This window comes from Marinobacter aromaticivorans (genome assembly GCF_002806975.1).
GTDB classification, from domain to species: Bacteria; Pseudomonadota; Gammaproteobacteria; order Pseudomonadales; family Oleiphilaceae; genus Marinobacter; species Marinobacter aromaticivorans.
Genome location: NZ_NIHD01000002.1, coordinates 139426 through 165101 on the forward strand (window position 1 = coordinate 139426; position 25676 = coordinate 165101).

At 56.2% G+C, this 25676-nt stretch carries 23 protein-coding genes; 12 read left to right on the top strand and 11 right to left on the bottom strand.

Translation table 11 applies throughout. From position 1 onward, the window contains the following. Positions 1-3: 3 nt before the first annotated feature. Positions 4-1059 carry a tellurite resistance/C4-dicarboxylate transporter family protein gene (locus CDH48_RS03475; protein ID WP_227520922.1) on the bottom strand — a complete coding sequence of 352 codons (1056 nt, stop codon included), beginning with the start codon at positions 1057-1059 and terminating at the stop codon, positions 4-6. 211 nt (positions 1060-1270) lie between these two features. Here CDH48_RS03475 and CDH48_RS03480 point away from each other — a divergent pair, with 211 nt between their 5' ends. The 9 genes from CDH48_RS03480 (at position 1271) to CDH48_RS03520 (ending at position 11302) form a co-directional block, all read left to right on the top strand. After that, positions 1271-2272, top strand: coding sequence for a YeiH family protein (locus CDH48_RS03480; protein WP_100687342.1), 1002 nt, complete (start codon positions 1271-1273; stop codon positions 2270-2272). A 147-nt stretch (positions 2273-2419) separates the two neighbouring features. Then, a complete protein-coding gene (locus CDH48_RS03485) occupies positions 2420-2746 on the top strand; it encodes a GreA/GreB family elongation factor (RefSeq protein WP_100687343.1) in 327 nt (108 codons plus the stop codon). Positions 2747-3019: 273 nt separating this feature from the next. Continuing rightward, on the top strand, positions 3020-4606 hold the full coding sequence (locus tag CDH48_RS03490) for a cbb3-type cytochrome c oxidase subunit I (protein ID WP_100687344.1): 1587 nt from the start codon (positions 3020-3022) through the stop codon (positions 4604-4606). Further along, positions 4607-5266, top strand: coding sequence for a cbb3-type cytochrome c oxidase subunit II (locus tag CDH48_RS03495; RefSeq protein ID WP_100687345.1), 660 nt, complete (start codon positions 4607-4609; stop codon positions 5264-5266). It abuts the gene before it with no gap. Further along, complete coding sequence (locus CDH48_RS03500; RefSeq protein ID WP_100687346.1) at positions 5263-5886, top strand: c-type cytochrome; 624 nt, start codon at positions 5263-5265, stop codon at positions 5884-5886. Before CDH48_RS03495 ends, CDH48_RS03500 begins: the two co-directional genes overlap by 4 nt. After that, a complete protein-coding gene (locus CDH48_RS03505; protein ID WP_100687347.1) occupies positions 5886-6647 on the top strand; it encodes a c-type cytochrome in 762 nt (253 codons plus the stop codon). The genes CDH48_RS03500 and CDH48_RS03505 overlap by 1 nt, the downstream gene beginning before the upstream one ends. A 34-nt stretch (positions 6648-6681) precedes the next feature. Beyond that, positions 6682-7818: a c-type cytochrome gene (locus CDH48_RS03510; RefSeq protein WP_100687348.1), complete on the top strand. Its 1137-nt coding sequence runs from the start codon at positions 6682-6684 to the stop codon at positions 7816-7818. A gap of 18 nt (positions 7819-7836) precedes the next feature. Continuing rightward, complete coding sequence (locus CDH48_RS03515) at positions 7837-10146, top strand: heavy metal translocating P-type ATPase (RefSeq protein WP_100687349.1); 2310 nt, start codon at positions 7837-7839, stop codon at positions 10144-10146. Between the two features lie 82 nt (positions 10147-10228). Continuing rightward, a complete protein-coding gene (locus tag CDH48_RS03520; RefSeq protein ID WP_100687350.1) occupies positions 10229-11302 on the top strand; it encodes an AraC family transcriptional regulator in 1074 nt (357 codons plus the stop codon). Here CDH48_RS03520 and CDH48_RS03525 read toward each other — a convergent pair. Both CDH48_RS03525 and CDH48_RS03530 read right to left on the bottom strand, forming a co-directional pair. Next, positions 11299-12582: an SO2930 family diheme c-type cytochrome gene (locus CDH48_RS03525; protein ID WP_100687351.1), complete on the bottom strand. Its 1284-nt coding sequence runs from the start codon at positions 12580-12582 to the stop codon at positions 11299-11301. The two genes, CDH48_RS03520 and CDH48_RS03525, sit on opposite strands and share 4 nt — an antisense overlap. 104 nt (positions 12583-12686) lie before the next feature. Beyond that, positions 12687-14276 (bottom strand): parallel beta-helix domain-containing protein, encoded by a 1590-nt coding sequence (locus tag CDH48_RS03530; protein ID WP_100687352.1) that lies wholly within the window; start codon positions 14274-14276, stop codon positions 12687-12689. A 389-nt stretch (positions 14277-14665) separates the two neighbouring features. On the opposite strand from CDH48_RS03530, the gene CDH48_RS19560 reads away from it, so the two are divergent. Both CDH48_RS19560 and CDH48_RS03540 read left to right on the top strand, forming a co-directional pair. After that, a complete protein-coding gene (locus CDH48_RS19560) occupies positions 14666-14797 on the top strand; it encodes a hypothetical protein (protein WP_264754752.1) in 132 nt (43 codons plus the stop codon). Positions 14798-14972: 175 nt separating this feature from the next. Continuing rightward, entirely contained in the window at positions 14973-15536 is a 564-nt protein-coding gene (locus CDH48_RS03540) for an NADPH-dependent FMN reductase (protein WP_100687354.1), read from the top strand. Between the two features lie 59 nt (positions 15537-15595). Here CDH48_RS03540 and nhaD read toward each other — a convergent pair whose 3' ends face one another. From nhaD to CDH48_RS03575, 7 genes are all read right to left on the bottom strand, one after another. Beyond that, the gene (nhaD, locus tag CDH48_RS03545; RefSeq protein WP_227520923.1) at positions 15596-17020 is read right to left on the bottom strand and encodes a sodium:proton antiporter NhaD; all 1425 of its coding nucleotides are present in this window, start codon (positions 17018-17020) and stop codon (positions 15596-15598) included. A 240-nt stretch (positions 17021-17260) separates the two neighbouring features. Continuing rightward, positions 17261-19063 (bottom strand): AMP-dependent synthetase/ligase, encoded by a 1803-nt coding sequence (locus CDH48_RS03550; RefSeq protein ID WP_100687356.1) that lies wholly within the window; start codon positions 19061-19063, stop codon positions 17261-17263. Then, the gene (locus CDH48_RS03555) at positions 19060-19869 is read right to left on the bottom strand and encodes an ABC transporter ATP-binding protein (RefSeq protein ID WP_100687357.1); all 810 of its coding nucleotides are present in this window, start codon (positions 19867-19869) and stop codon (positions 19060-19062) included. The genes CDH48_RS03550 and CDH48_RS03555 overlap by 4 nt, the downstream gene beginning before the upstream one ends. Positions 19870-19877: 8 nt before the next feature. After that, complete coding sequence (locus tag CDH48_RS03560; RefSeq protein ID WP_100687358.1) at positions 19878-21086, bottom strand: ABC transporter substrate-binding protein; 1209 nt, start codon at positions 21084-21086, stop codon at positions 19878-19880. Positions 21087-21122: 36 nt separating this feature from the next. Continuing rightward, on the bottom strand, positions 21123-22166 hold the full coding sequence (locus tag CDH48_RS03565) for a branched-chain amino acid ABC transporter permease (RefSeq protein ID WP_100687359.1): 1044 nt from the start codon (positions 22164-22166) through the stop codon (positions 21123-21125). A gap of 1 nt (position 22167) precedes the next feature. Next, positions 22168-23046 carry a branched-chain amino acid ABC transporter permease gene (locus CDH48_RS03570; RefSeq protein WP_100687360.1) on the bottom strand — a complete coding sequence of 293 codons (879 nt, stop codon included), beginning with the start codon at positions 23044-23046 and terminating at the stop codon, positions 22168-22170. After that, positions 23047-23862, bottom strand: a complete 816-nt coding sequence (locus tag CDH48_RS03575) for an ABC transporter ATP-binding protein (protein WP_100687361.1) — start codon at positions 23860-23862, stop codon at positions 23047-23049. A 156-nt stretch (positions 23863-24018) separates the two neighbouring features. Between CDH48_RS03575 and CDH48_RS03580 the strand changes: the two genes are divergently transcribed. Then, a complete protein-coding gene (locus tag CDH48_RS03580; RefSeq protein ID WP_100687362.1) occupies positions 24019-24813 on the top strand; it encodes an enoyl-CoA hydratase/isomerase family protein in 795 nt (264 codons plus the stop codon). Between the two features lie 29 nt (positions 24814-24842). Here CDH48_RS03580 and CDH48_RS03585 read toward each other — a convergent pair whose 3' ends face one another. Continuing rightward, a complete protein-coding gene (locus CDH48_RS03585; RefSeq protein WP_100687363.1) occupies positions 24843-25598 on the bottom strand; it encodes a putative 4-mercaptohistidine N1-methyltransferase in 756 nt (251 codons plus the stop codon). Between the last annotated feature and the right edge of the window lie 78 nt (positions 25599-25676).

Consider the following 25676-nt stretch of genomic DNA (forward strand, 5'->3'; position numbering starts at 1 on the left):
ACCCTAACCCTTCAGTTTCTCCGGCCTGAACGATCGCACCAGGCCAAGGAATGTAATGGCCCAGGCAGTCAAAGCAAGGTAGAAAAAGCTGACCGGAATGAAATCGAGAAAGTGAAAACCAAGGGCAGCCGCCATCTCATGGGTGCTGGCGGCATACATGCCCAGGGGGAACACCGCACCCCAGTACAAGGGGTCATATTCCAGCGGGAACTTCTTGTACACATGCCGCCAAATACCAAGGATAAACAACATCGGTATCCACCAGGTTCCCGTGGCCCAATAGAACACAGAGAAGCCCTTCAGAAAGGGCAGCAGCGAATCCAGGAACGGCGCATCTTTCACATTCACAATCAGCAGGGAACCGGCCAGTGTCGAAATTGCCATGGCACCCATGTTGATCCAGTACGGAGGCGCAAGATCGCCCGGGGAGAACCTGAAGAAGGTATAACGGTAGAAAATCAGGGACATCATCCAGATATACAGCATGCCGCCCCAAAGCCACATGGACAGTGCCAGAAAGTTAATACCCAGCTTGTAGGGTTGTGGCATATCTACGGCAATCAACGCACTGAGCACAGCGATCGACTGGGTTGCCACCACCGCCAACAGCCACCCACCGGTAATCCCCTTGTCCAGAGGCGGTTTTTCCTCTTTGACCGTGAACGCGGTGAATATGGTGTAGGTCAGTGCCAGCCAGAGCAGAATCGCCAACATCCACAGCACACGGCCCGCCATGGTGTAATCGGTCAGGGTAATAAACTGGCTGCCCAGAATGCTTGAGCCGGCAGGCAGCGTAAAAAAACCGGGGGCGCGCATATGGTCCACAATATCCAGCAGAAATTCCTGCCGGCACATCCAGAGGCGGGCCAGCGTGCCTGCCCATAAAAGCCCATAGAAGCCAAGGTTCAGGTAGAACAGACTGTACGCAATCAGCTCAAAACCGAGAAAATGCGCGGTCAGGGAAATGATGCCCGTGGCCATCACCATGCCGAAATAGGCCGGCGACAGATTCTTCAGATTGTGGGTCATGCCCATACGCACACGGCCATTATTCGACACTCCCTCCTGTAACACACACTGACCACCAGCCAACCCTCGCTATTTGTCCGACCCGATAAAGTCTAGTTCACAGGCTTACTACTTCAAACCTTCGGAACCGCGTCAACTAATTATCGATTTATCAGGATTACTTTAACTTATATATCTGTTTTACAGATTAAATATTCCGGGACAATATATCCATATATCCGTTGTTCCGGAGATTAACGTTATGTGGAAAGGGTTAGGCGTGTGCGCGCTAATTGCCGCTTGTGGTTTCATGCTGGCGGACATCCCGGTTATTCAACATACAGGGATCAGCCCACTGGTTTTTGCGCTGTTGCTGGGCATGCTTGCAGGTAACCTTCCCGGGGCAGGCAATACAAAAAGCTTGGAATCCGGCCTGAAGTTTTCCACCCGCTGGTTCCTGAGGGGTGGCATCGTTCTGTTTGGATTTTCCATTACCCTCAATCAGGTTCTGGCTCTGGGGCCGGGCGTAGTAGCCCTGGACATCATGGTTATGAGCACCATCCTGGTGCTGGGCTATCAGTTGGGTACCCGGTTTTTCAAGTTGGATGCCGAAACAGCCCTGCTGACCAGTGCCGGTAGTGCCATCTGCGGTGCCGCCGCTATATTGGCCACAGAAACCACCATACGTTCAAAGCCTGCTGCCACGTCCATGGCAGTTGCTACGGTGGTGCTGTTTGGCAGTCTGGCGATGTTTGTTTATCCGGCGCTTTATTCTGTTCTGGGCTGGGATGAGAGTTTGTACGGCGTGTATATCGGTGCAACCGTACATGAAGTAGCCCAGGTTGTGGCAGCAGGTGATGCGGTCGGTGCCCACGCTTTGGCCAATGCCGTTATCGTCAAACTTGTGCGAGTGATGTTGCTGGTGCCATTTCTTCTGATTGTGGGACAGTGGTGGTTAAAGCGAAACAAAGTGGAGCAAGCGGCAGGGGCTGGTAACAGACGCCTGATAATTCCCTGGTTTGCCTTCGGGTTTGTCGGCATGGTGATTGTTAACAGCGTAATTACTCTGCCCGCGATGATTCACGACAACCTGGTGCTTGCCGGCCAGATTGCCCTTACCATGGCCATGGCCGCTCTCGGCTATGAAACCAGAATCGACAAACTGCGCAGTCTCGGTTTCAAACCGTTCCTGCTGGCGCTGGTATTGTTCTTGGTACTGATTGGCGAAGGCATGTTACTCACGCCATTGCTAATGAACGCTTAGTCTTATCTCAAGGCGGGCGCTGAGAGAAGAGCCGCCCAAGCCCCCCTTCCGGGCTTTCAAAGCCTCTTCTTCCGCGCCTTGCCTTTATTTCCAAAGCTGCTATGGTGCCGGCAATCCAAGTGAAGAGGCGGCATTCAGAGAAAAGACATGATGATGAATGTAGGTTTTAACCTGGGTTCACGTGATATCCAAACGCTTAATGCGAAACTGGGAAGGATCTACCGCAACTCCGTTGCGCCACCAGAAAATACGGCGATGATCGGCAGTTCGGTAACGCTGATCAACTGCCTGGACTCCTCGGTGCTGACATTCCGGTTAACGGATTCCAGTTCCTGCTCCGAAGCCGACAAAGGCGATGTCTGCATCGGCTCACCGTTTGGCCTTGCCCTGCTGGGCACCAAGCCCGGAAGTGTGGTCAAGCTGGGACTGAGCAACGAAGAGGGCCATGCCGTCGTTCTGAAAATATCGAACTGACAAAGTAAACCTTTCACACATCCACCCTTGGCGGGGCCTGTGTCACACAGTAGCTAAAGCCCCGCACAAAGGCTGAATCCTCCAGATACTCCCTGTATCAAAAACACATAGCTTGCTTACTTCCTCTGCATTTCGACAGGGTTGGACTACGAACATTTAATATTCATTTAATCCGGTTCTGGCAGGCTGGCACTTGGCAATCTCCCCCTGCCCGACTAGCTTTGAGGGTAGATGCCAAAAAAAGAAAGCTATAAAAAAGGAACCTGAATCACTATGAACCTGACCATCGGTACCTTGTTAGCCTTCAGTTTTGCAGTCTCTCTGATCGCTCTTGCTGCACTTATCTGGGCCATTTCGCGCAAGCAGTTCCAGGTTACCCAGAAAGATGCCATGTCCATTTTCGATAATGGTAAACCCGGCACCTTCGATGATCCGTCTCACCCCTCGGGCCGGCTTCGTGAAGCAACTACATTACCCCTGAGCCCCGCAGTGCGGCGGCTTTTGGTGCTGGGATTCAGTACAGCTGTGTTCTGGTTGTTGCTGGGGTCCGTATTTGGCGTCATCGCGTCATACAAAATGCACTTGCCCGACTGGCTGAACCAGGCCGCACCGCTTACCTTCGGGCGCATGCGCACAATGCATCTGAACCTCGTTATTTATGGCTGGCTTTCCCTTGGGGGTATTACTACCGCCATTTGGCTGGTCCCCACATTGTTCAAGACCCCACTGCGCAAAGCAGGCATGGCCACCCTGGGCGTAGTGCTGTGGAACCTCGGGGTAGCCGGCGGCGTTATTGCCATCGGCAGCGGCTGGACTGATGGCATGGAGTGGCTGGAAATTCCCTGGCAGCTGGATATTCTGCTGGCTGTTGCAGGCGCCTGCCTGGCTATACCACTGGTAGTTACTGCCGCGCATCGGCAGGTGGAACATATTTATGTATCAGCCTGGTACTACATGGCCGGCCTGGTGTGGTTTCCTTCCCTGTTCTTCCTTGCCAACCTGCCAAGCACCCATTCCGGCGTCCAGGCAGCGACCGTTAACTGGTGGTTTGCCCATAACGTGCTGGGGCTATGGCTGACGCCACTGGGCCTGGGCGCTGCCTATTACTTCATACCCAAAATCATCGGCAAGCCGATATTTTCCTACCGTCTCTCACTGTTGGGCTTCTGGGCGCTGGCACTGTTCTACAGCCAGGTGGGCATCCACCACCTGATTGGCGGGCCGGTTCCCACCTGGCTGGTCACCCTCTCGGTTGTGCAATCCGTGATGATGGTTGTTCCCGTTCTCGCTGTTGCCATCAACCAGCATGTACTCTGGCTGGGGAACTTCTGGGCAATGCGTGAAAGCCTGCCGCTGCGCTTTATTGCCACCGGCGCCCTGATGTACACCTTCGCCTCGCTCCAGGGCTCAATGGAAGCGGTGCGTGCGGTAAACACGGTTACCCATTTCACCCACTACACCGTTGGCCATGCCCACCTGGGCGCCTACGCCTTCGTCGCACTGGTGCTGTTCGGCGCTGTTTATTACATGATGCCGCGCATTCTCAACCGGCCCTGGCCCTTTCCGAAGCTGATCAGTGTGCATTTCTGGCTGGTGTTCATCGGCTTTGCCATCTACTTCATTGCCCTTACCCTCGGTGGCTGGCTGCAGGGTCTGGCAATGATGGATGCCTCCAGAGACTGGCTGGAAAGCATGGAGCTCACCATCCCCTATCTGCAGGCGCGTTCCGTTGGCGGCACACTGATGACGCTTGGCCATCTGCTCTTTGCCGTTAACGTATACGCCCTGTTTGCCGGCAAACAGCCTGCCACGGCAAATGCCGGCAACGCCATTCCTGCCACCGACTTAGGAGCCCGGTAAATGAATCGCATTGTTCCCCTGCTCATTATCGCTCTGACTGTCCTGGCCTTTGCCACACTCTTGCTGGTGGCGGTGCCCGCCATGCAGATTCGTAGCGTTGAAGCGCCGGCGGGGCTTGAACCCTACACGGAACAGGAGGCACGTGGTCGCGAACACTACGTTAATCTGGGTTGCGTCTACTGTCACACCCAGCAGCCCCGCGATTCCTCCCAGGCTCCGGATACCCAGCGTGGCTGGGGCAGAGCGTCCACTCCGGCCGATTATATTTACGATAGCCCGCACCTGCTGGGCACCATGCGGACCGGACCAGACCTGCTCAACGTAGGCGCCCGCCTGCCTTCCCGCGCCTGGCAACTGACGCACCTTTACCAGCCGCGGGCCATTGTGCCCAGCAGTCTCATGCCGAATTTCCCCTACCTGTTCGAAGAGAAAGACCAGGCCGAGGAAGGTGATGTGGTTGTAAAACTGCCGCAAAAATGGGCGCCTGAAAACAAGGTGGTTGTAGCCAAACAGGCGGCACTGGATCTTGTCGCTTACCTGCTCAGTCTTGACCGGACCTATCCGCCTGAACAACTGCACCTTCGGGACCACGGGTATCGCCGCGATGAATCTGCCGCGCAATTCGAAGGCTCCGGCGCTGACAGGGAGGCCTCGCTATGAGCAAACAGCAGCAGTCAAAAGATAACTTTGAGCCGTTTGAGCTGAACAACCCCATTCCCTGGCCAGTTATTGCCATAGCTCTGGCACTTGCTGCATGGGGCATATTTACCTTCCTGCACAGCTACATGGCGGCCGGTGAAAACCAGCAGCAGGCGCAGCAACAGGCACAGCAGGCCGGCGCAGAAAAAAGCCAGGGCTCGGGCAACGCGAAAGCCGCGACCGACGGCGCTCAGCTGTTCGATAACTACTGCTCCTCCTGCCACCAGAATAACGGGGCCGGCGTAAGCGGAGCCATACCCCCGCTGGCAGGCTCATCCTGGGTACTGGGTGATGGGGAACAGGTCGCCAGCATAGTGCTGTTCGGTATCAGCGGGCCGATTTCCGTTCAGGGTAAAACCTTCAACGGCCGTATGCCCACATTTGGCAGCACTCTGAGTAACGGTGAAATAGCGGCTATCGTGAACCACATACGTTCAAGCTGGGGTAACAGCGCCGGGCCAATTAATGCCGAACTCGTGCAGGTGCAGCGCGAACGCTTCAGTGACCGCACGATTCCCTGGCAGGGTGGTGCGGAGCTGAGGAGCCACTTTAATCCCGCCAGAACTGCGGAGGGCAACTGATGAAAAAGCAATCACGGGTTTATCGCGCCCCGCTGATCATTGCGTTATCCGTCGCACTGCAGATGGGCCTGAACGCTTCTGCGGCTTCTGCTGAAAACTCATCAAAAACCAGCGACCCGCTGGCTGCTGAATATCTGGGCACCAGAACCGTATCAAACGAAGCCCTGGAAGACGCAAGGCAGATTGCGGTCAACGGCAAGGGTGCAACCTGGTCCTGTGCTTCCTGTCACGGAGAAGATGGTGCAGGAAACAGTACTGCGCCGCGGATTGCCGGACTTGCTCCCGGCTATATCACCAAGCAGTTGCACGACTACGAAAACGGCGCTCGCAAAAATGCAAATATGGAGTACGTGGTACAGGAACTGAACGAAGAACAAATGCTGGCACTGGGGCAATATTACGGAGCACTGGAGAGCCCCAGCAGCGCAAGCCCGGATCTGGGCGGCGATATCAGGCGTGGTCGCCAGCTGGCGCAACAGGGTGATTGGCGGGTTGAAGTGCCCGCCTGTTTTTCATGTCACGGTTCGTCAGGCTGGGGCGTCAGCCAGGCCTTTCCGGCAATCGCTGCACAGCACCCCAGCTACACTGCCGTTCAGTTGAGTAACTGGAAAAGCGGTCGTCGCAGCAACTCCCCGGTAAAGCTGATGCATGGCGTTGCAATGGCACTGTCGGATGCGGACATCCGCGCTGTCGCGGATTATCTTGCGACATTGCCGCCGCCCCAGCATGGGAACGACAATCGTGCGCAAGCCGGAAACTGAAAGCTGCAGCGGCGCTTGAGGAGACAGCAGACACATGAACACTCATAACGAAAACCAGCAAAAATCGGCCGCTACCCGAATGATCTACGGCGTACTGGGAGCAGTGGTGTTGTTTGTTATTGGCACCCTTCTTTACCGTTACGATGTGCTTGCCATGCTTACCGACTCGTACAGTGAGCCCTCCGCAAGCCAACTGGAATCCGAGGCTGCCCGCAAGGCCCGGCAAAAGCTGGCGGAGGAACGCAAACAGTGGGACGAATCGGTAACCGCCAAAGCACCTGAACAGCCAACAGGCCGGGGTGGCTATTATGTACCGCCCGCCGAAGCCGACATTCCCGACGACGAATTTGGCGATTCAGTACGCCGCGGTCGGGAAATCTTTCTCAATACAGGCACCAACGCCGGCGAGTTTGTCGGTAACGGCCTTGCCTGCGCCAACTGCCATCTGGATTCCGGGCGCCTGGAACACGCGGCTCCCATGTGGGCTGCAGCCGTCAGCTACCCGGCTTACCGGGGCAAGAACAAGCAGATCAACACCATGGAAGACCGGGTAAATGGCTGCTTCACATATTCCATGAATGCCCAGGACTCTGAATACGGCTCAGCGCCGCCCGCCGGTCATCAGGTTTACAAGGACCTCGAAAGCTATTTTTACTGGATGGCAGACGGCCTGGCACTGAACAGCAGCCCTCCGGGCCAGGGGTATCCGACGCCACCGGAAACCGAGCTGGGCTATGACTGGCAAAGGGGCGAGCAGGTTTATGCAGATAACTGCGCCGTGTGTCATGCAACAGACGGGCAGGGTCGCAAGGACCTCAACGGCCGGTATATTTTTCCACCGCTTTGGGGTCCGCACAGCTTCAACTGGGGTGCGGGGATGCACCGCGTAAATACCGCGGCCGGATTTATCCAGGCCAACATGCCGCTGGGCAAGCGATTCAGCCTGAGCGACCAGGAAGCCTGGGATGTGGCCGCTTATGTAATGAGCTTTCCGCGACCTGCTGACCCCCGCCTGTCGGATACGGAAAGTGTTGATGAAACCACCGACAAATTCCATCAACACAAGGATTACCATGGCCAGACCATCCGTGGCATCAAGCTGGGTGAGCCACTGACCGAAGCATCCTGGGCCAGGTTCATGGAGCAGAACTTCGGCCAGGAAGTGCGCTGATATGCGCTTTTTATCGCCGTGAACGCCACACCGTTTGCCGGCCCGCAGCATGCGGCGCCGGCCGGTGACTCACTGGCGCATCTGCAGCCGTTTGGCCGCGCCCTCCTGTCGGTAGAGGGTATGTGGTGCCCCAGTTGTGCCGCAGCCACTGCCCAGGTACTGCAACGTATCCCCGGCATTCTCTCGGCCCAGGTCAGCTTTGCCACCTCCTCGGTCCTGCTGAAATGGGATCCGCAAGTGGTGGACCTTGAACAGGCCCGCGGCAGGGTTGAGCGGCTGGGTTATCGGCTTCTGCCCGCAGCCAGCACCGAACAGACCCTGGCCCGCATTGACAGACAGGTAACCCGCCTCGGTATCCGGCTTGCTGTCGGAGTGCTGTTTGGCATGTGGACAATGCTGTGCTCACTGTTGCTGTACATCGGAGGGCCGGAACTGACCACACCACCCACCGGTACCTGGCTGGCAATAGCAGCCGGTATTGCAGCCGTGCCGGTATATATTGTGGCGGGCCTGCCCGTCATTCTGGCCGGCTGGAGGACCTTGCGCACCGGCGTGCCCGGCATGGATACGCTGGTTTCCCTTGGCACACTGGCCGCAATTGCCCTGTCCATGTGGCAACTGGCGGAGGGCGACACCGAAGTGTACTTCGACACGTCCGTAATGCTGATCCTGCTTCTTACAACCGGCCGCTTGATTGAGACCATTACCTTACGCCACGCCGCCCGCGCAATCGGAGCCTTGCAGGATATGCTGCCCGAATCCGCGGAACGCCTGGAGCCAGGCGGTCGCTACCGGCAGGTACCGGCTCGCAGCATTCGCGTGGGAGACCAGATTCGCATAAGCGCCGGCCAGAGGGCATCACTGGACGGAGAGGTGGTCAGTGGCCACAGCGCTGTCGACTGCTCCGCACTTACCGGCGAGTCCAGACCGCGCAAGGTTGCCCCCGGCGATGCTCTGGAAGCGGGCAGCACTAACCTTACCAGCCCCCTGAACGTGACCGTCACGGCTGCCGTGGGCCAGCGTCATATCGACCGTATTGGCGTCCGCATGGCAGAAGCCGCAGGCCGCCGGGGGAATACCCAGCGTATGGCCGATACCCTGGCCCGGTTTATTGTCCCTGTCGCACTGGCGCTTTCGGCCACCAGCCTGCTGATCAGCTGGTTCATGGGCGTTGCCACACCGGATGCCATACTGCGCGCCGTAACGGTCCTTATTATTGCCTGCCCCTGTGCAGTAAGCATTGCCGTACCCATAGCCTACGTTGCTGCCGCATCCCGGTCGGCAGACAACGGCATACTGTTCCGGGACCCGGCAGCAATGGAGGCCATGGCCGGTATAGATACGATGGTGCTGGATAAAACCGGCACGCTGACACATGGCCGACCTCGCGTTACCCGCGTGCAATTCCACGAATCACACCCGCAGATTGCCTCGCGCTCATCACTGCTGAACCTGGTTGCGCAAGCCGAAGAAGGTATCACCCACCCCCTGGCAGACGCGCTGCGCGAAGCGGCACGCGAATCCCCGTCCAATGCGGAAACCACTGCGGATTCACTTTCGCCGGTAAACGAACAGACAACCAAGCGCTACGATCGCGGGGTTCGAATGATGGATACGCAGCTTGGTGAGGTACTTGTGGGCAGCCAAGGCTTCCTTCGGGACATGGGAATACACCTTTTGACCGCTCCGGAAGCCCGGCCGCAGGAGCCTGCCGGCAGCCGGGTGGAAGTTGCCGTAAACGGGCGCTGGCTAGCCACAATGTTTCTGGCAGACGAACTGCGTGACGATGCTGCCGATGCCTTGAAAAAACTGCGGCATATGGGCATCCATTGTAGTATCGCCAGCGGGGATGGGCGTGAGCCCGTGCTTGACGTGGCACGCAAACTCGGGCTGGAGGAAAAGGATGCTCACTGGGAGTGCACACCACAAGGTAAAGCCGACTTTGTTGAGCGCCTGGGCGCCCATCGTACAGGGTTTGCAGGCGACGGCATCAACGACGGCCCTGCCCTGGCCACCGCCAATGTCGGCCTGGCTGTGTCCGACGCCACCAGCACAGCAACGGCCGCTGCCAACGTAGTGCTGGCAAAGGGAGGCGTCGGTGCCATTCCCCTGGCGGTTCAGCACGCCCGGCGGGCTCACAGTATAATGAAGCAAAACCTGTTCTTTGCCGTTATCTACAACCTGGCCGGGCTGTCGCTGGCAGCATCCGGCAGCATCTCTCCCGTTGTAGCAGCGCTGGCGATGGCAGCAAGTTCACTGAGCGTTATCGCAAACGCGTCTCGCCTGTCACTCGGTCAGGCATACAGCCAACAGCCATCGCCCGCCTGACGGATTGACACCAGCACATCATGGTGACATGTTTGCAACCAATTAGCGCGAATAACAAAAAATAGCGTCGAGTATTCAAACCATGTTGATCCTCACCGGTTTTGGCCTGGCGTGCCTGGTGATTCTCCTGATTGCAACAACCCGCGAACTGCCCCACTCGTCCGCTGCCCGGGTGTTCGCAGTATTTCTCATTGCCTGCTCAGGTTTTTTACTCCATCCCCTCGCTCCGGCTCACTGGCAGTGGCTCACCCTAAATCTGGAGGTGATGCTTCCGGCGCTGTTCTGGCTACTTTGCCAGACTACCTTCCGCCAGCGCCTGAACCTGTTTTCACCCTGGAGTGCCATGGCGCTCTACAGTGTAGTAGCGCCCTGGACAGCAAGGATTTTTTCCAGTCACCAGAGCGCAGAAGGACTCCTGCTCTTTGTTGGCTGGGAACTGGGCGAGGTGTTCGAGCTCCTTATTATTACGAACGGCTTTTGGGTTATCCTCGCAGACTGGCCGGCGGATCTTGTGGAACCGCGCCGAAAACTCCGTGCACTGGTCCTGTTTATCGCGGGCACCGCAGTGCTTATTGTCGCGCTGGCATTCAACCTCGGGGTAGCTTTTGCCATTAACCGTGCCCTGGTTGTGTCAATTGCCGGCGTTGCCATAACAACCTTCCTGTTGCAGGGCAGATTTAGCGAGCTGTCATTCCGCAGCGGACCCTCACTACCGGTGGAGATCGAACAACCTGTGCAAGTTGCCGAATCCGATCCGCAGGTGGCCTCGCAGCAGGAACACGTAGAGCGCCTCACCAACTTGATGAAAACCGGCTATTATCGAACAGAACACCTGACTCTCAAAATGCTGGCTGGAAAACTCGATCTGCCGGAATACCGAACACGGGCACTTATCAACAAACACCTTGGCTATCGCAACTTCAACGACTACATCAATCAACTCCGCATTGCCGAAGCCTCGGAGCGTCTGGTTCGTGAGCCAGGCACTCCGGTGCTCAACATTGCCCTGGATGTGGGGTACCGGTCCCTCAGTTCTTTCAACCGTGCCTTCCGGGAAATCAAACAATCCACCCCCACCGAATTCCGCCAGGGCAACCCGGCACACCGATACTCAGACCGGTTCAAAACAACCGCTGACGACGGCAAAGCCGGCTAGGGCGCTGTTGAACAACCCGCTGCCGGCAAGTTATCAATCCAGCTACGGATAAGTGCCGTTCCCTCCTGATGCTCAGTGTTCCGGGCAAGCTCCGGCATCTTGTGGCGATTGTCTACTGTCGTCATACGGAACAGCAGGTAGGAGTCGTCCGGGTTGCCTGGGATCACGTCGAACGGATAGCCATCTTTGCCGCCAGCCACGGGTGTCTTGCAGACGCCAAACGCGCCAGGATCCGTTGCATAATCCCGACCGTATTCCAGCTGCACACCGCTGCTGCCGGCAGGGCCCGCGTAATCAACTGGTAAGGTCAGCCCTGCACGATGACAATGAGCGCAATTGATATCCAGGTAGGCTCGCGCGGCATCATTCAATTCGTCGGCGCTGAGCGAAGGGATTGACACCTGATCGTCAAACACCGGAGCCTGTTCAACACTCTGAAAGTCAGACGGCAGCCCTGTCAGCAAATCGCCCTCAGCCCAGTATTGCAACTGGTTGTATACCGTACCGTCCGCATAGGCATAGTCTGTATTCAGATAACGCGCCTTCGGGCCGATGGGCAGGAAGATCTGCTCCCGGTCATCGTCCGGGCCCGCCAGATCGGGCACGATCGAGTGACACGAGTTGCAATCCGCTGCTTTAGGCACCGAATAGTCAAAGGTAATCTGTTGGCCCTGGTTATTAATGGTTGTGAGATTCGCCAGGCGCTTGCCGGCAATGGCCAGTGTTGCGTCGGAATCGGATGACCAGTAATAGGGAAGCGCAAACCATCCATCCGTGCGGTGGATCAACAGCCGGGTTTCAATAACCAGCTCTTCGCCACCACGCATGGCGGTATTGGCCGGTAACGCAAACGTCTTGGTAATGACAGTCCCAACCGGGAAATCCAGGACTTCCGAAGGGTTATAGCTGACTGTTTTACCTTCAGGCACGAATATGAAACGGTACTTGCTGGTGTAGTCGGAGAACAAGGCGGTAGACAGATCATAGGGAACGCCGCCGCGGGTTGGCGCAGCCGTCGGATCAGTGGCGTTGGCAAACAGATTGTAATCCGAGAGTTTGGGGCATACCTCTGTCATCAACGCATCCCAATTGACCCCCGAGGTTGTCGCGCTGCAGCTGCCCTGTGCACCTGTAGGCGAACCTGCTCCGGCATTCAGGGCACTGCCCACTGGCGGGAGCGTACCACCGGTGCCGTCACCATCACCGTCTCCCCCACCACACGCTGCCAGAAAAAGAGAGGTTGCCAGAATTGCTACTGCCGTTTTGTTGTTGTTTCTCATGAGTAGTGCTCTCGTGCAGCGGTATGACCGCCGGAGCAGCCCTGCCCCGGCGGGTCATACCGCTATTGTTTATCCCAATACAATCAACAGTTCAGAGAGACGGGTTACAGCGCGCAAGCCGCGTCCGCCAGATCGTCCCCGGTACAGCCGTAAATAGTGTTCCGGAAGTTCACCACCGCTGGCGCCAGGCGCGGCTGGGTGCAATTGAGGTAGGTGTTGTTGACCATCTGATCGATCAGCAGTTGTGCTTCGGGATTGCCATTGCCGTCGAACGTCGCAGTCGCCGGGTCAACCGGATACACCAGACCGGTGTTGACCTCGTCGTATTCTGGCGCCGGATTGCCATTGATATTACTGTTCGCACAAATCAAGTCGCCCGGGCTGTACGGGTCGTAATTTACCCCATCGGCCGCAGCTTCTGGCCCGACAAGCGCGTTGAACCCGCCAATTCCCCGGGCGCCGAGATTTGACAGGAGTTCGCCAATGCCATCATAAAGAATGGCCGGGAAAGTCTGTGACATTCCTGAACTGTTCATGCTGGAGGTATAGCCAGCGACAATCGGTGCCAGCAGGGCACCCCGCGGCGCACTGCCATTCCGGGCGATGGTGTTGTTGTGCAGGTAGACATTTTTCACCGTTGGACTCCAGCCATCCGCCATGGTTGCACCATAGCTGACCAGATAACCTGCCACATCTTCATCAATCAGAAAGTAGCTTGTGATAGCAACGGCTGTGGTGTCGTTGTCTGTGATCTGGTTGTTGTAAATTTCCACATCGCTGGCGGCAAGAATAATCACACCGGTGCCTGGTGGTACGGCACCTACAACTCCCGCCCCTACGTTGTCTGCGTTATTGGCATAAATTTGGTTATTGAAGATTCGCACATTGCTGCCATAGGCTTTCTCCAGCCCTGGCAAATCAAACGACAAAATGCCTCCGGAGTTTCCGACGGCTATGTTGTTGTAAACATCGGCCATGCTGGAGTTTTCAATCTCAATACCGGCAACGTTATTCTTGGCAGTATTATTGCGCACCACAATGTTTTCTGACTGGCCAACGTATATCCCCGCGTCAGCAGAACCATATGCGTAGTTATTCTCCATCAACACATTCTGGCTCTTGAGCGGATAAAGGCCATAGGCACCGTTGTCTGATTCCAGCGGGCCTTCCCACACGGTAGCGGTATGGGTTATGTGAATACCGTTGACGTTCGTCGTCTTGATGCCGTTCTTGGGCGCCTCATACACGCCAAGGTCGCGCACGGTAATGCCATTACCGCCCTGAAAACGAAACGCATCGTCTCCATTGGATGTGCTGAAATCAAGGATGGTTTCATTGATACCGTAGCCGGTAACCGTAAGCCCCCGTGCACTGTTGACAATAATGCCTTCCGTCACTGTGAACCGCCCTCTCGGCAGCACCACCAATGCATCCTCCGGCAGATCAAACAGGGCGAGGGATAGCGCTTCGGTAATGTCATCACCATCGACTGCATTCGGCGCCACGAAGATGGCATCGTCAGTAATGGTAAATCCGGACGTGGTTGATGCCACAACAGCCGGCCCGGCATTTCCGGCAACGCCATCTTTGCCGTCCTTGCCATCCTCACCGTCGTCGCCACAGCCTGCCAGTAACAAACCGCTGGCCAGGGCTGAAACCGTGAATAGTTTTGAGAGCTTCGTTCTATGACGCATGATGATCCCTGCTTGTTTATTGTTGGTTTTGAGCAGACGCGCTCTCGCTGTCTTGCGACAAAGACGAACGCGCCACAATAAACATTATTGACGGACATCAAACAAAGCGAGAATCAACGATAATCAGAAACGCAGAACTTCTGTGCAATTCTTTAAAAGCCCTGCGCCACAAGCCTTCCCGGGCAGCGAAAACGGCACCGATGGATTCGTGAAATACGCCCTTTTGCAACTTCTGCACAGTTTTCTTCAGGAGAGAACCCGGTTGTATCCGGGGCATTGCGTCCCTGGAACCCGGGCATTGTGTGCCACGATTTTCGCCCCTAATCGGGTTCAACTATAGTAGTGGTCGAAATCCCGCAAGGAAGCCTTGACCATGCTGAATGCTGATCATGCAGAAGACTCTTGATGACCTGCACTCCAAAACGGGGCTGCCCGACGATTTCAAGAAAAACATCAATCTCTTCCCTTCCGATATCGATACGGGCGACCTGGGCTATCGGCAAACCCATGCCAGCAGCTAAGCTGGAAGAGCATGTGCGGCAAACATCATGAACCCGCATGCACACTTGATCGGATTCTCTGTTCATCTCCCTCAAAATGCTTCGTTTGATCTGCCGCGCCAGAGCATCTAGATTTGATGCCACCTCATAATCGCCAGCTTCTAGCTGGCTCCCAGAACCATCAAGGACACTGTATATGGCGCTTAAACTGAATGTTGTAATCTGCAGCACACGCCCCGGTCGCATCGGCCCATCCGTCGCAAACTGGTTTCACGAGTTTGCATCAAACAACTCCGGCTTTGAATGTGAATTGGTAGACCTGGCTGACTTTGACCTGCCGGTATACAACGAGGCCAGCCATCCGCGCTCCGGAATTTACGAGCACGCACACACCAAAAGCTGGTCAGAGAGCGTTAATTCTGCCGATGCCTATGTGTTCGTAATGCCAGAATACAACTACTGCCCACCTCCGGCCTTTGTGAACGCTCTTAACTACGTTTACACCGAATGGAATTACAAGCCGTGCGGGTTTGTCAGCTACGGTGGTGCAGCCGGCGGTATCCGGGCCGCAACACTGGCTCGCCAGTTGGTGACAACTCTCAAGATGATGCCGATGGTTGAAGGCGTTATGGTGCCCATGGCCTGGAATCATCTGGACGACGACAAGGTATTCCATTCCAACGAACTGATTGATCCTTCCGCCACCGCGATGCTGACCGAAATGGAGAAGTGGGCAACGGCCCTGAAAACCATGCGCTGACTCGCGCCGGGCATATCCGACTGAACACCGGAGCCCTGAACGGGCTCCGCACGGGATGATCAGAACAGGTTGGCGTTCAGCCACATGTGAGTTGCAATAGACGCGGCGTACCCAAGGGCAATAACCGGTGTCCAGCGCAGATGTGACATCAGGGTGTAATAGCCCCGCGCCTGGCCCATGAGTGCAACCCCCGCTGCCGAGCCGATTGACAGCATGGAGCCGCCCACACCCGCAGTGAGTGTAACCAGCAGCCACTGGCCGTGGGACATATCAGGCCCCATGGACAGCACTGCGAACATAACCGGTATGTTGTCAACAATTGCCGACATAAGGCCGATAGTGATATTGGCACCTGTGGCATTCCAGCCTTCATATAAAATCTGCGACACTTCCGCCAGGTAGCCAATATAACCAAGGCCGCCCACGCACAGCACAATACCGTAGAAAAACAGCAGCGTATCCCACTCCGCCCGGGCCATCGGGTTGAACACATCGAACGGTACCGCTGTGTCGAGCCGCTTGAGCAGGCGGGTATTCTGATGATTTTCCGCCCACACCCGTTCACGGGCTACACCACGCTTGAAACTGAGGCGCAGGTAATAACCCAGGAACTGCAGGTAAGCCAGGCCCATCATCATGCCAACCACAGCTGGCAAGTGCAGGAAGTTGTGCCCCAGAACCGCCGTGGTGATGGTAAGCAGGAACAGTGCAACAGTCCGTCGGGCACCACGCTTCATGATCACCGGCTCCGTCGCTTTTTTCGGGGGCTCGTTCGGAATGGCAAAACTCATGATGATGGCGGGAACCAGGTAGTTAACGGCAGACGGGATAAACAGCCGGAAAAACTCGGTAAATTCCACCACGCCCTTCTGCCAGACCATCAGGGTGGTAATGTCGCCAAACGGCGAAAAAGCACCGCCGGCGTTTGCGGCGACTACAATATTGATACAGCCAAGGCCAATAAAGCGTGGGCTGTTTTCACCCACCTTCATCAACACCGCGCACATCAGCAAAGCGGTGGTCAGGTTATCGGCAATGGGCGAAATGAAGAATGCCAGCACCCCGGTGATCCAGAACAGGCTCAGATAACTGAAGCCCTTGCTTACCAGCCAGGAACGGAGTGCATCGAAAAGCTGGCGCTCCTCCATGGCGTTTATATAGGTCATTGCCACCAGCAGAAACAACAGGAGCTCGGAGTATTCCAGCAGGTTGTGTTTCAGGGCCGCATTGGCGCTTTCGGTATCGCCGCTCATGGCCGCCGCAGCGGCAACCAGGAACCAGATAAGGCCTGCAGCCAGCAGTACCGGCTTGGACTTGCGCATGTGCAGTTTTTCTTCAAGCGTCACAAACACATAAGCGATAACAAAAATCGCAAGAGCAATGTAACCCACCGGGTGATGGGTAAGGCTCCGGACTCCGGATTCCGCTGCGCTGGCAAAGGCGCTGAATGTCATTGAAACGATAAAAGAAAGGGTCAGTGCCACTTTCCGGACAACGCGGTATTGGTCAGGGGCACGCCTGCAACACCGCCGGATGGGTAGTTTTTCGGAACTGTGATTTTCAGTCATGATAACTGGCTCAAAAGTTGGGGGGCGACATTATCAAGCAAACCAGGCCCGGTATGCCATGGCTTCCGTCAAGTCGGCTTGATCTAGATCGTTCGCTAGCTATCCGATTTGATAATTATCGTATCACCCTGCTTTTAAGCCCTGCCAAAACACGAGTCAGCTATATAACCCCTCTATCACATCCCCATACTTCTCGTAGATTTTGCTCCTGCGCACTTTCATGGTGGCGGTCACCTCGTCATCATCGTGGTCCAGTTCCTTGCTCAGCAAATGAAAACGTTTAATCTGCGCCACTTGCGGCAACTGTTCATTGCCTTTATCCACTTCCGCCTGAATCAGTTCCTGCACCTTCTCGTGCTCGGTCAGGCTGCGGAACGTAGTGTAGGCAATGCGTTCCTGCTCGGCCCATTTCGCTGCGGTGTCGAAATCAATCTGGATCAACGCGGAAACGTATTTCCGGGCCTCACCAATGACAATACATTCCTTGATGTAAGGGCTTGCCTTGATGGTGTTCTCAATTTCCGTGGGCGAGAGGTTTTTGCCCCCTGCGGTAATCATGATGTCCTTGAGCCGGTCCACAATTCGTAACTGCCCTTCTTTCCACTCGCCAACATCGCCGGTATGTAACCAGCCGTCTCGCAGAGTAGCCCGGGTTGCCTCGTCATTTTTGTAATAGCCTTTGAAAACGGTGCCACCGCGCATAATGATTTCATTCTGCTCGCCAAGGGTTACCTCCAGCCCGGCGACTGCTGTACCCACTGTGCCCAGGCATACGTTGTCCGGCCGTTGTGCTGTTGCCACGCCGGTGCTCTCGGTCTGGCCGAACACCTCAACCAGGGGCACGCCCACCGTGCGAAAGAACTGCAGAATACCCGTTGAAATGGGTGCCGCGCCGGTCAGTGCGATGGTGCAGCGGCGCAGCCCGATAAAGTTCTGCAGCGCCCGGAATACAAGCCAGTAGTACAGGTTATAAGTGATGTGCTCTCCAGCACGCCACTGTGCTTTTGGTTTGGTTGCCATGGGCTCGCAGGCGCTTATGGCTTTATTGAAAAGCCATTGTCGAAAACGCCCCGTTTCTTGCATCTTGATGTAAATGGCAGAATGGAGCTTTTCCCAGATTCTGGGGACCCCCAGGAAAAACGTCGGCGCAATTTCCCGCAGATCTTCCTGGACCGTGCGCAGGCTTTCGCCAAAGCTCACCGCACTGCCCACGTACACCGGCGCAATGTTGGTCAACGCCTGTTCTGCCACATGGCACAGGGGCAGGTAAGACAAACTGCGGCTGTGCTGGTCGACTCCCAGCAATTCAATCAGCCCCGGCGCAGCGGCCTGCAGATTGCCCCAACTGATCATGGCTCCCTTGGGCCGCCCGGTGGAGCCGGAGGTATAGATCATCAGGGCAATATCATCCATTTGCTGACTGTCGAGCAACTGGTCGATGATCTCAGGATGGGTTTTCTCGAATTCCCGCCCTTTGGTTTCGATATCCTCGAATGAAGACGGTCGCTCCGAATAGGAGCGTAACCCTTTCGGGTCTATCACGATGTTGTGTTTGAGTTGTGGTAACCGGGGCCTGGCTTCCAGTACCTTATCGGTCTGCTCCTGATCTTCACACACCACCATTTCCGCATCGCTGTGCTCAAGCACGTAGGCCACTTCATTCCAGGGGCTGGTGGGATAAACCCCGACACAGATGCCCTTCACCAGGCCGATGCCCATCTGGGCAACCACCCACTCCACCCGGTTTTCCGAAATTATGGCAACATGGCCACCCTCAGGCAGCCCAAGTGCACGCAGACCAAGCCCGAAGTGCCGGGCACGCCGATAATAATCCTGCCAGGTATACGCCTGCCAGATACCAAAATCCTTCTGGCGAAGTGCCAGCGCATCCGGACGTTCTTTTGCATGGGCCCGCAGCATTTGCGGAAGGGTAAGATTGCGGATCTCGGGCGCACTCATGACAGCCACCGCTTGCGGCGCTTGTAGTGTTTGATATCCCGGTAACTGCGGGCTTCGCCCTCTTTTCCGCCAACACCCAGATAAAACTCCTGCACATCCTCATTGGATGAAAGCTTCTCGGCAGGGCCGTCAATCACAATTTTCCCGTTCTCCATGATGTAACCGTACGAGGCAATCGCCAGAGACACAGCCGCATTCTGCTCCACCAGCAATATGGCTGTACCCTGTTCCCGGTTTATACGGACAATGATGGTGAATATTTCCTCCACCAGCTGCGGTGCCAGGCCCAGGGATGGCTCATCCAGCATGATCAGTTCCGGCTGCGCTATCAGTGCACGACCAAGAGCCAGCATCTGTTGCTCACCGCCCGAGAGATAGCCGGCCAGCTGTTTGCGGCGTTCCCTGAGCCGGGGGAAATAGTTGTAAACCAGTTCATAGGCGTCGTTCAGCGAAGTTTTGCGCCCGCTCAGCGCATAGGTTGCCGCAATGAGATTTTCTTCGACGGTCAGGTCTTCAAACACCCGGCGCCCTTCCATCACATGGAAGAGCCCCTGGCGAACCAGCTTTTCCGGGGCTACGCCTTTTAACGGGAGGCCCTTGAAGCGGATTTCACCCGCTGTCACCTCACCGTCCTCCAAGGTCAGCAGCCCGGACACACTTTTCAGTGTGGTGGATTTGCCTGCGCCGTTGGAACCCAGCAGCGCCACAATGGCGCCGCTGGGAACACGCAGTGACAGCCCCCTGAGAACCTGCACCGCCTTGTTGTAAACCACTTCGATATTATCGATTTCCAGCAAGGCTTTCATACAGCGTCTCAGTCGAGGTGAATCCAGTCGGATACAGGCTCGTAGCGGCCTTCTTTGGCATTTACACGCCAGATACGGCCAACCGGGAAGGACATGTCGCGCACTGTAACCGGTATGCCAATAATGCCGCCGGTGTCCCAGTCCTCGATGGATGCGAGCGAATCCGCCATGTTATCCGCAGTCAGTTCCTTACCCGCATCCAGGGTGCGCTTGATCACCTCGGTCCACACCATGGCATTAAACCAGCCCTGCATGTAACCGGTTGGGCGGTAGCCCGCATCCGGATCGCTCTTTTCTGCCTGCGCACGCAGGGCGTCAAGCATAGGGCCACCTTCGGCACTGTCGTAGTAGTTATAAGGCATTACACCCATATAGCCGTCGGCATCCTCACCCATCTTGTTGATGATGAGTTTGTCGGAAGACCAGAAAGTGCCCATAAACTGTGTATCCAGCCCCATCTGCCGCATCTGCACCATGAACTCATTGATGGGCGACAGAACATAGCCGTGAAACACCACAAAATCCGGCCTCGCCCGGCGCATTTTCAGTACCTCTGCAGAGACATCCACACTGCCAGGCTTGGTAACAATTTCTTCAACAACTTCAATACCCATTTCGGCAGCTTTGGCCCTGCCGTTTTCAATGGGGTCTTTGCCAAACTCGGTATCGCTGTACACAAAGGCAACGGTGGGCATATCGCCGTCTTTGCCCTGAGTTGCAATGTACTCAAGAATAATGCCGAACATCTGGCTGTAGTTCGGGCCGGGAATGAACTGGTACGGGTACTTTTCGTTGTCGGTAAGCGCCGTCGCAAAAGAAGCGCCACTCATCAGCGTGGTGCCTCTGCTGTTCAGCTCCGAGGCTATGGTTTTCATGAACCCGGTGCTGTCACCGTAGTAAACCGGGACCTTGTTACTGCCGGTGATTTTCTTGAAGGCAGCCACGGACCTGTCGACTTCATAGCCGGTGTCTTCCATTACATACTTCACCGGATGGCCGTTGATCCCGCCCTCGCTATTGATCCAGGTTGTATAGTCAGTCAGGCCGGCATGGAGGTGCACGCCGGCAAAGGCGAACACGCCAGACAGAGGTATAGAACCACCAAATACAATGGGCTCTTTGTCCTGTGCCATTGCGGGCGCCGCTATCAACAAAGCAGCGGCAACACTGCCGATACCTGCGAGCCTGCGGCCCTTATTGAGAATGCTTTTGAACATGTTTCTTCTCCTTGCGGCTTCTTGTTGTTAAATCCACTAGTTCTTGAAGGGCCATAAACTGAAAAAGCGCCGTATGCGGTGCCAGATCTCCGCCAGCCCATGCGGTTCAAAAATAAGGAAACCGACGATCAGGGCACCAAAGATGATTTCGAGCATCGGCGACATGAATATCGGTGCATTCGGATAAAACGGGGTTAAAGCTGCGGTGAGCAGTTTGAGAGCTTCAGGAATCAAGGTCATGAAGGCGGCACCCAGGATGCCGCCCAGAAGATTGCCCATACCGCCAACAATAACGGCTGCCAGATAGAAAATGGACATGGAGAGAGGGAAGCTCTCCGGCGTGACTACCCGATAAAAGTAGGCAAACAGTCCGCCCGCGACGCCGGCGTAAAACGAACTCAGAGCGAAAGACATCAGCTTGTAACGCAGCAGGTTGATACCGAGTATTTCCGCCGATATGTCACGATCCCGGATTGCAATAAACGCCCGGCCCGTTCGGGTGCGGAATATGTTTGTAGCGCCAAACACCATCAATACCGCCAGCGGCACAATGATGAAGTACATGGCAAAATCGCTCTGGAAGGTCAGCCCGAACAAATGCGCCGGATCCAGGCTCAGCCCGCCCATACCGCCAGTAACAGATTCCCACTCGGCAAATATGAAATGCAGGAACACGCTTGCGGCCAGGGTAGCAATCGCCAGATAAAGCCCTTTAACCCGAAGGGACGGAAGCCCCACCAGAATGCCAACCGCAGCCGCAAGCAACCCGGCCAGCAAAAGCGTTATCGGGAAAGGCAGGGCCGTGTTCATGGACAGCCAGGCCACGGTATAACCACCCACGCCCATAAAGCCCGCTTGCCCGAGAGAAATCAGGCCGGTAAACCCGGTCAGAATGTTAAGCCCCGTGGTGCTGATAACCGCAATACCCACCATGCAGCCCAGATACAACAGGTAGGCGTCGGCCATGAAAGGAAAAACCAGAAGTCCAACCAGAAAAAGCGAGAACCAGACTTTCTGCGTTGAGCTGGTCCAGATGGCCTCATCCGCTTCATAGCTCTGTTTGGCGTCACCAATGCGCATCTTACACGCGCTCTATTTCGTGGGTGCCAAACAGGCCGTAGGGCCGGAGCACCAGAATCGCGGCCAGCACGGCAAACGTCGCCGGCATACGGTATTCACCACCCAGGTAAGCGCCGGCAACGGTCTCGAGCCAGCCAATGAAGACCCCCGCAATCAGTGCACCCAGGATGCTGTCCAGCCCTCCCACAATCACCACCACCAGCACGCTCAGGCCTATGGCGCCAAACTGAGGGCTAAGCCCGCCGGTAGCCGCCACCAGCACACCCGCAAGCGACGCGGCGAGCGAACCAAACACCCAGGCCAGGTTGAATACCCTGCGCACGTTGATGCCCATGGAATAAGCCGCCGCCTGATCCGAAGCTGTTGCCCGCAGCGCCACGCCACCGCGGGAAAACCGGAAATACAGCAGGTAAACAACCAGAAGTGCGGCGCCAATAAGAAAGCCATAGGCAATTTTGGGCGCCAGGTACATCTCGCCAATAAACACCGGCTTGCGTGGCAGAAAGCCCGGCAGAAGCTGGGGATCCGCCCCCCATACCAGTTCTACCAGCCCCACCAGAATACTGGCGATGCCGATAGTAACCATTACTACTGAAATGGAAGACTCTCCCAGCATAGGGCGGATCATCACCTTCTCGATCACTCCACCCAGCAGGCTCCCCCCCAGCACTGCCAGCGGCAGCGCCACCCAGGGCGACATTTCCATACCACCGGCAAAGGCCAGAAACAGATAAGCCGCGAACATCATGATTTCGCCAATGGCAAAGTTGATGACCCGAGTGGCCTTGTAAATAATGACGAAACCCAGGGCAATCAGGGCATAAAGCCCGCCCATGGCCAATCCCGCCAGGCTGATCTCACCGAAGAATAACCAGTCCACTCAAGCTACCTCGCGTTCCTGGTTCAGTTTCCTGCGCAGGCTGTCCATATCACTGGTACCCAGATAGGCTTCGATGACTTCCGGGTTGTTCTGCACCTCCGCAGGCGGGCCTTCGGTAATAACCTGGCCAAAATTGAGTACGGCAATATGGTCAGAAATATCCATGACCATGCCCATGTCATGCTCCACCATCAGCACCGTAACGCCCCATTCCTCCCGGATATCAAGAATGAAGCGGGCCATGTCTTCCTTTTCTTCCCGGTTCATTCCGGCCACCGGCTCATCCAGCATCAACACTTTTGGCCGCATGGCCAGAGCGCGGGCCAGCTCCACCCGTTTCTGCAGGCCATAAGACAAACTGGCTACCGGTTGGCGCCGTATGTGGTCGATCTCCAGAAAATCGATAATGTGCCGTTCTACATGCTCACGCACGGCCATTTCTTCCCGGCGCGCAGCACCGAAATACGCCAGCGCGCCCAGCAGGCCACTTTGCATGTGCACGTGGGCGCCAAGCTTGATGTTATCGAGCACGGTCATCCCCCGGAACAGGGCAATATTCTGGAAAGTGCGGGCAAGGCCCATGGCAGCCCGGACGGGCGGTTTTGTGCCTGCCAGAGCTTTACCCTGATAATGAATGGTGCCCTGCTGTGGCTTGTAAAACCCGGAGATGCAGTTGAACAGTGAGGTTTTGCCTGCACCGTTCGGGCCGATCACGGTAGTTACGGTATTTTCGGGCACACGGAAGCTGACGTCCTGCAGCGCCTTGACACCGCCAAAAGAGAGCGAAAGATTATTGATCTCGAGGATACTGGACATTCTTCCCCGCACATCCGCAGATTGTGGTTGTTGTTCTTTTCATATGCGCCAGGCGAATTTGCTGGACAAGATTTAAAGTAGCCTATTCCAGCCGCAAAAACCAAGATAGTCTGTTATGCAACCACATAAGCTCTCATGCCAACGGATACCACATCAATGACCACCACCCCGGTAATCTCCGTATTTGACAGACAAACCGGCGTTGCAACCCTGACGTTCAACCGCCCCGAGGTTCTTAATGCCATCAATGTTCCCATGGCCAGCGCCTTTCTTGCCGGGGTTCAAGCCCTGGCCGAGCAGCCGGGGCTGCGTTGTATTGTGATGACAGGGGCCGGGCGGGCGTTCATGGCCGGCGGTGATGTGGCGAGCATGGCGGGCACGCCGGAGCAGACCAGAGATGTGATTAACGGCCTGCTCGTTCCCCTGAATCAGGCCATTCTCCTGCTAAGAGGGATGGACGCTCCGCTGGTTGCCGGTATTAAGGGCGCGGCAGCTGGCGCCGGGCTCAGCCTGGCGCTGATGGCAGATATTATCGTGGCGGAAGAAAATGCAAAGTTCCTTATTGCCTACAATGGCATTGGCGCTGTACCAGACTGCGGGGGCACCCGGTTTCTGCCCGGCAAAATCGGCGCAGCGCGCGCTTCGGAAATGATGCTGCTGGGCCGGCAACTGACAGCAAAGGAGGCAAAAGACTGGGGGTTGGTCGCCGAGGTCGCCTCCGGGGACTCTTTCGATACTGTATTGGCAACCACAGCAAACAGGATTGCCAGCGGCCCTACCAGAGCCTTTGGTGCCTTCCGCCGCCTTGTGGACGATGCCGGCGGAAGGCCTCTGGCGGCGCAGCTGGAAGCAGAGCGTCAGGCTTTTCTGAAAGCCGCAGAAACCGACGATTTCAGGGAGGGCGCGGCCGCCTTTGTTGGCAAACGGCCTGCCGCATTTACGGGCAGCTAGGCTGTCTGGCCAGCTGCCGTCGGTATGCTTCAGACTCTGCTCTTCTCCCAGACCGTCAGCTCCGAAAAACTGTGCTGGAATTTGTTGCGCGTTTCCCGGATTACAAAGGGCAGGCTGCGAGGCTCCAGCAACAGGGTAAAGTTCGGTTCCAGCATGTCGTGCAGGCCATCAAGGGTGGTGTAGTCCTCTCCGTCCTTCTGGAAGCCCCCCACCCACTTGTCCTTCGGCGTGTAGTCTTCCAGCCAGGTATAAGGGGATGCAATCAGCAGCAACCCGTCTTCGTTTAACCGCTCATGTATGCGTGTGAGGAAGAGCGCCGGGTCGTATAGCCGGTCTATAAGATTGCCCGCCAGAACCAGATCGTACCCGGTAAACTCGGGCCCCAGATCACAGGCATCCCCCTGATGAAAAGCTACCCGCTCTGCGGTTTCCTCCAGATCCAGGGACGCCAGGGAGCGCTCCTGCAAGGTAACCAGAGCGCCTTCCTCAGGGCGGGCATAACGCACCACCCTGTCACGGGCCATCACCTGGCACTGCTCCACAAACTTGCGGGAGAAATCGATGCCATCCACATGGTTAAAAACCCGTGCCAGCTCGAAGCTGGTGCGACCGCAGGCACAACCGATATCCAGGGCGCGCCCGGGCCGGCGACCGTCCATTGCATCAATCGCTACCCGGGCAAGCCCACGGGGAAAATTGGCTTCACCATGCCACTGCTCACCATAATGAAATTCCAGGTACTGGGCCAGCGTGGTGTCGTCTTCATAATAGGCGCTCTGCTGCACAATGATTTCCCTCACAATGAATCACGTTGTGGTACCCCGGTATTCATAAATCGCCAGAGGCAATGCTGGCCTCAGATG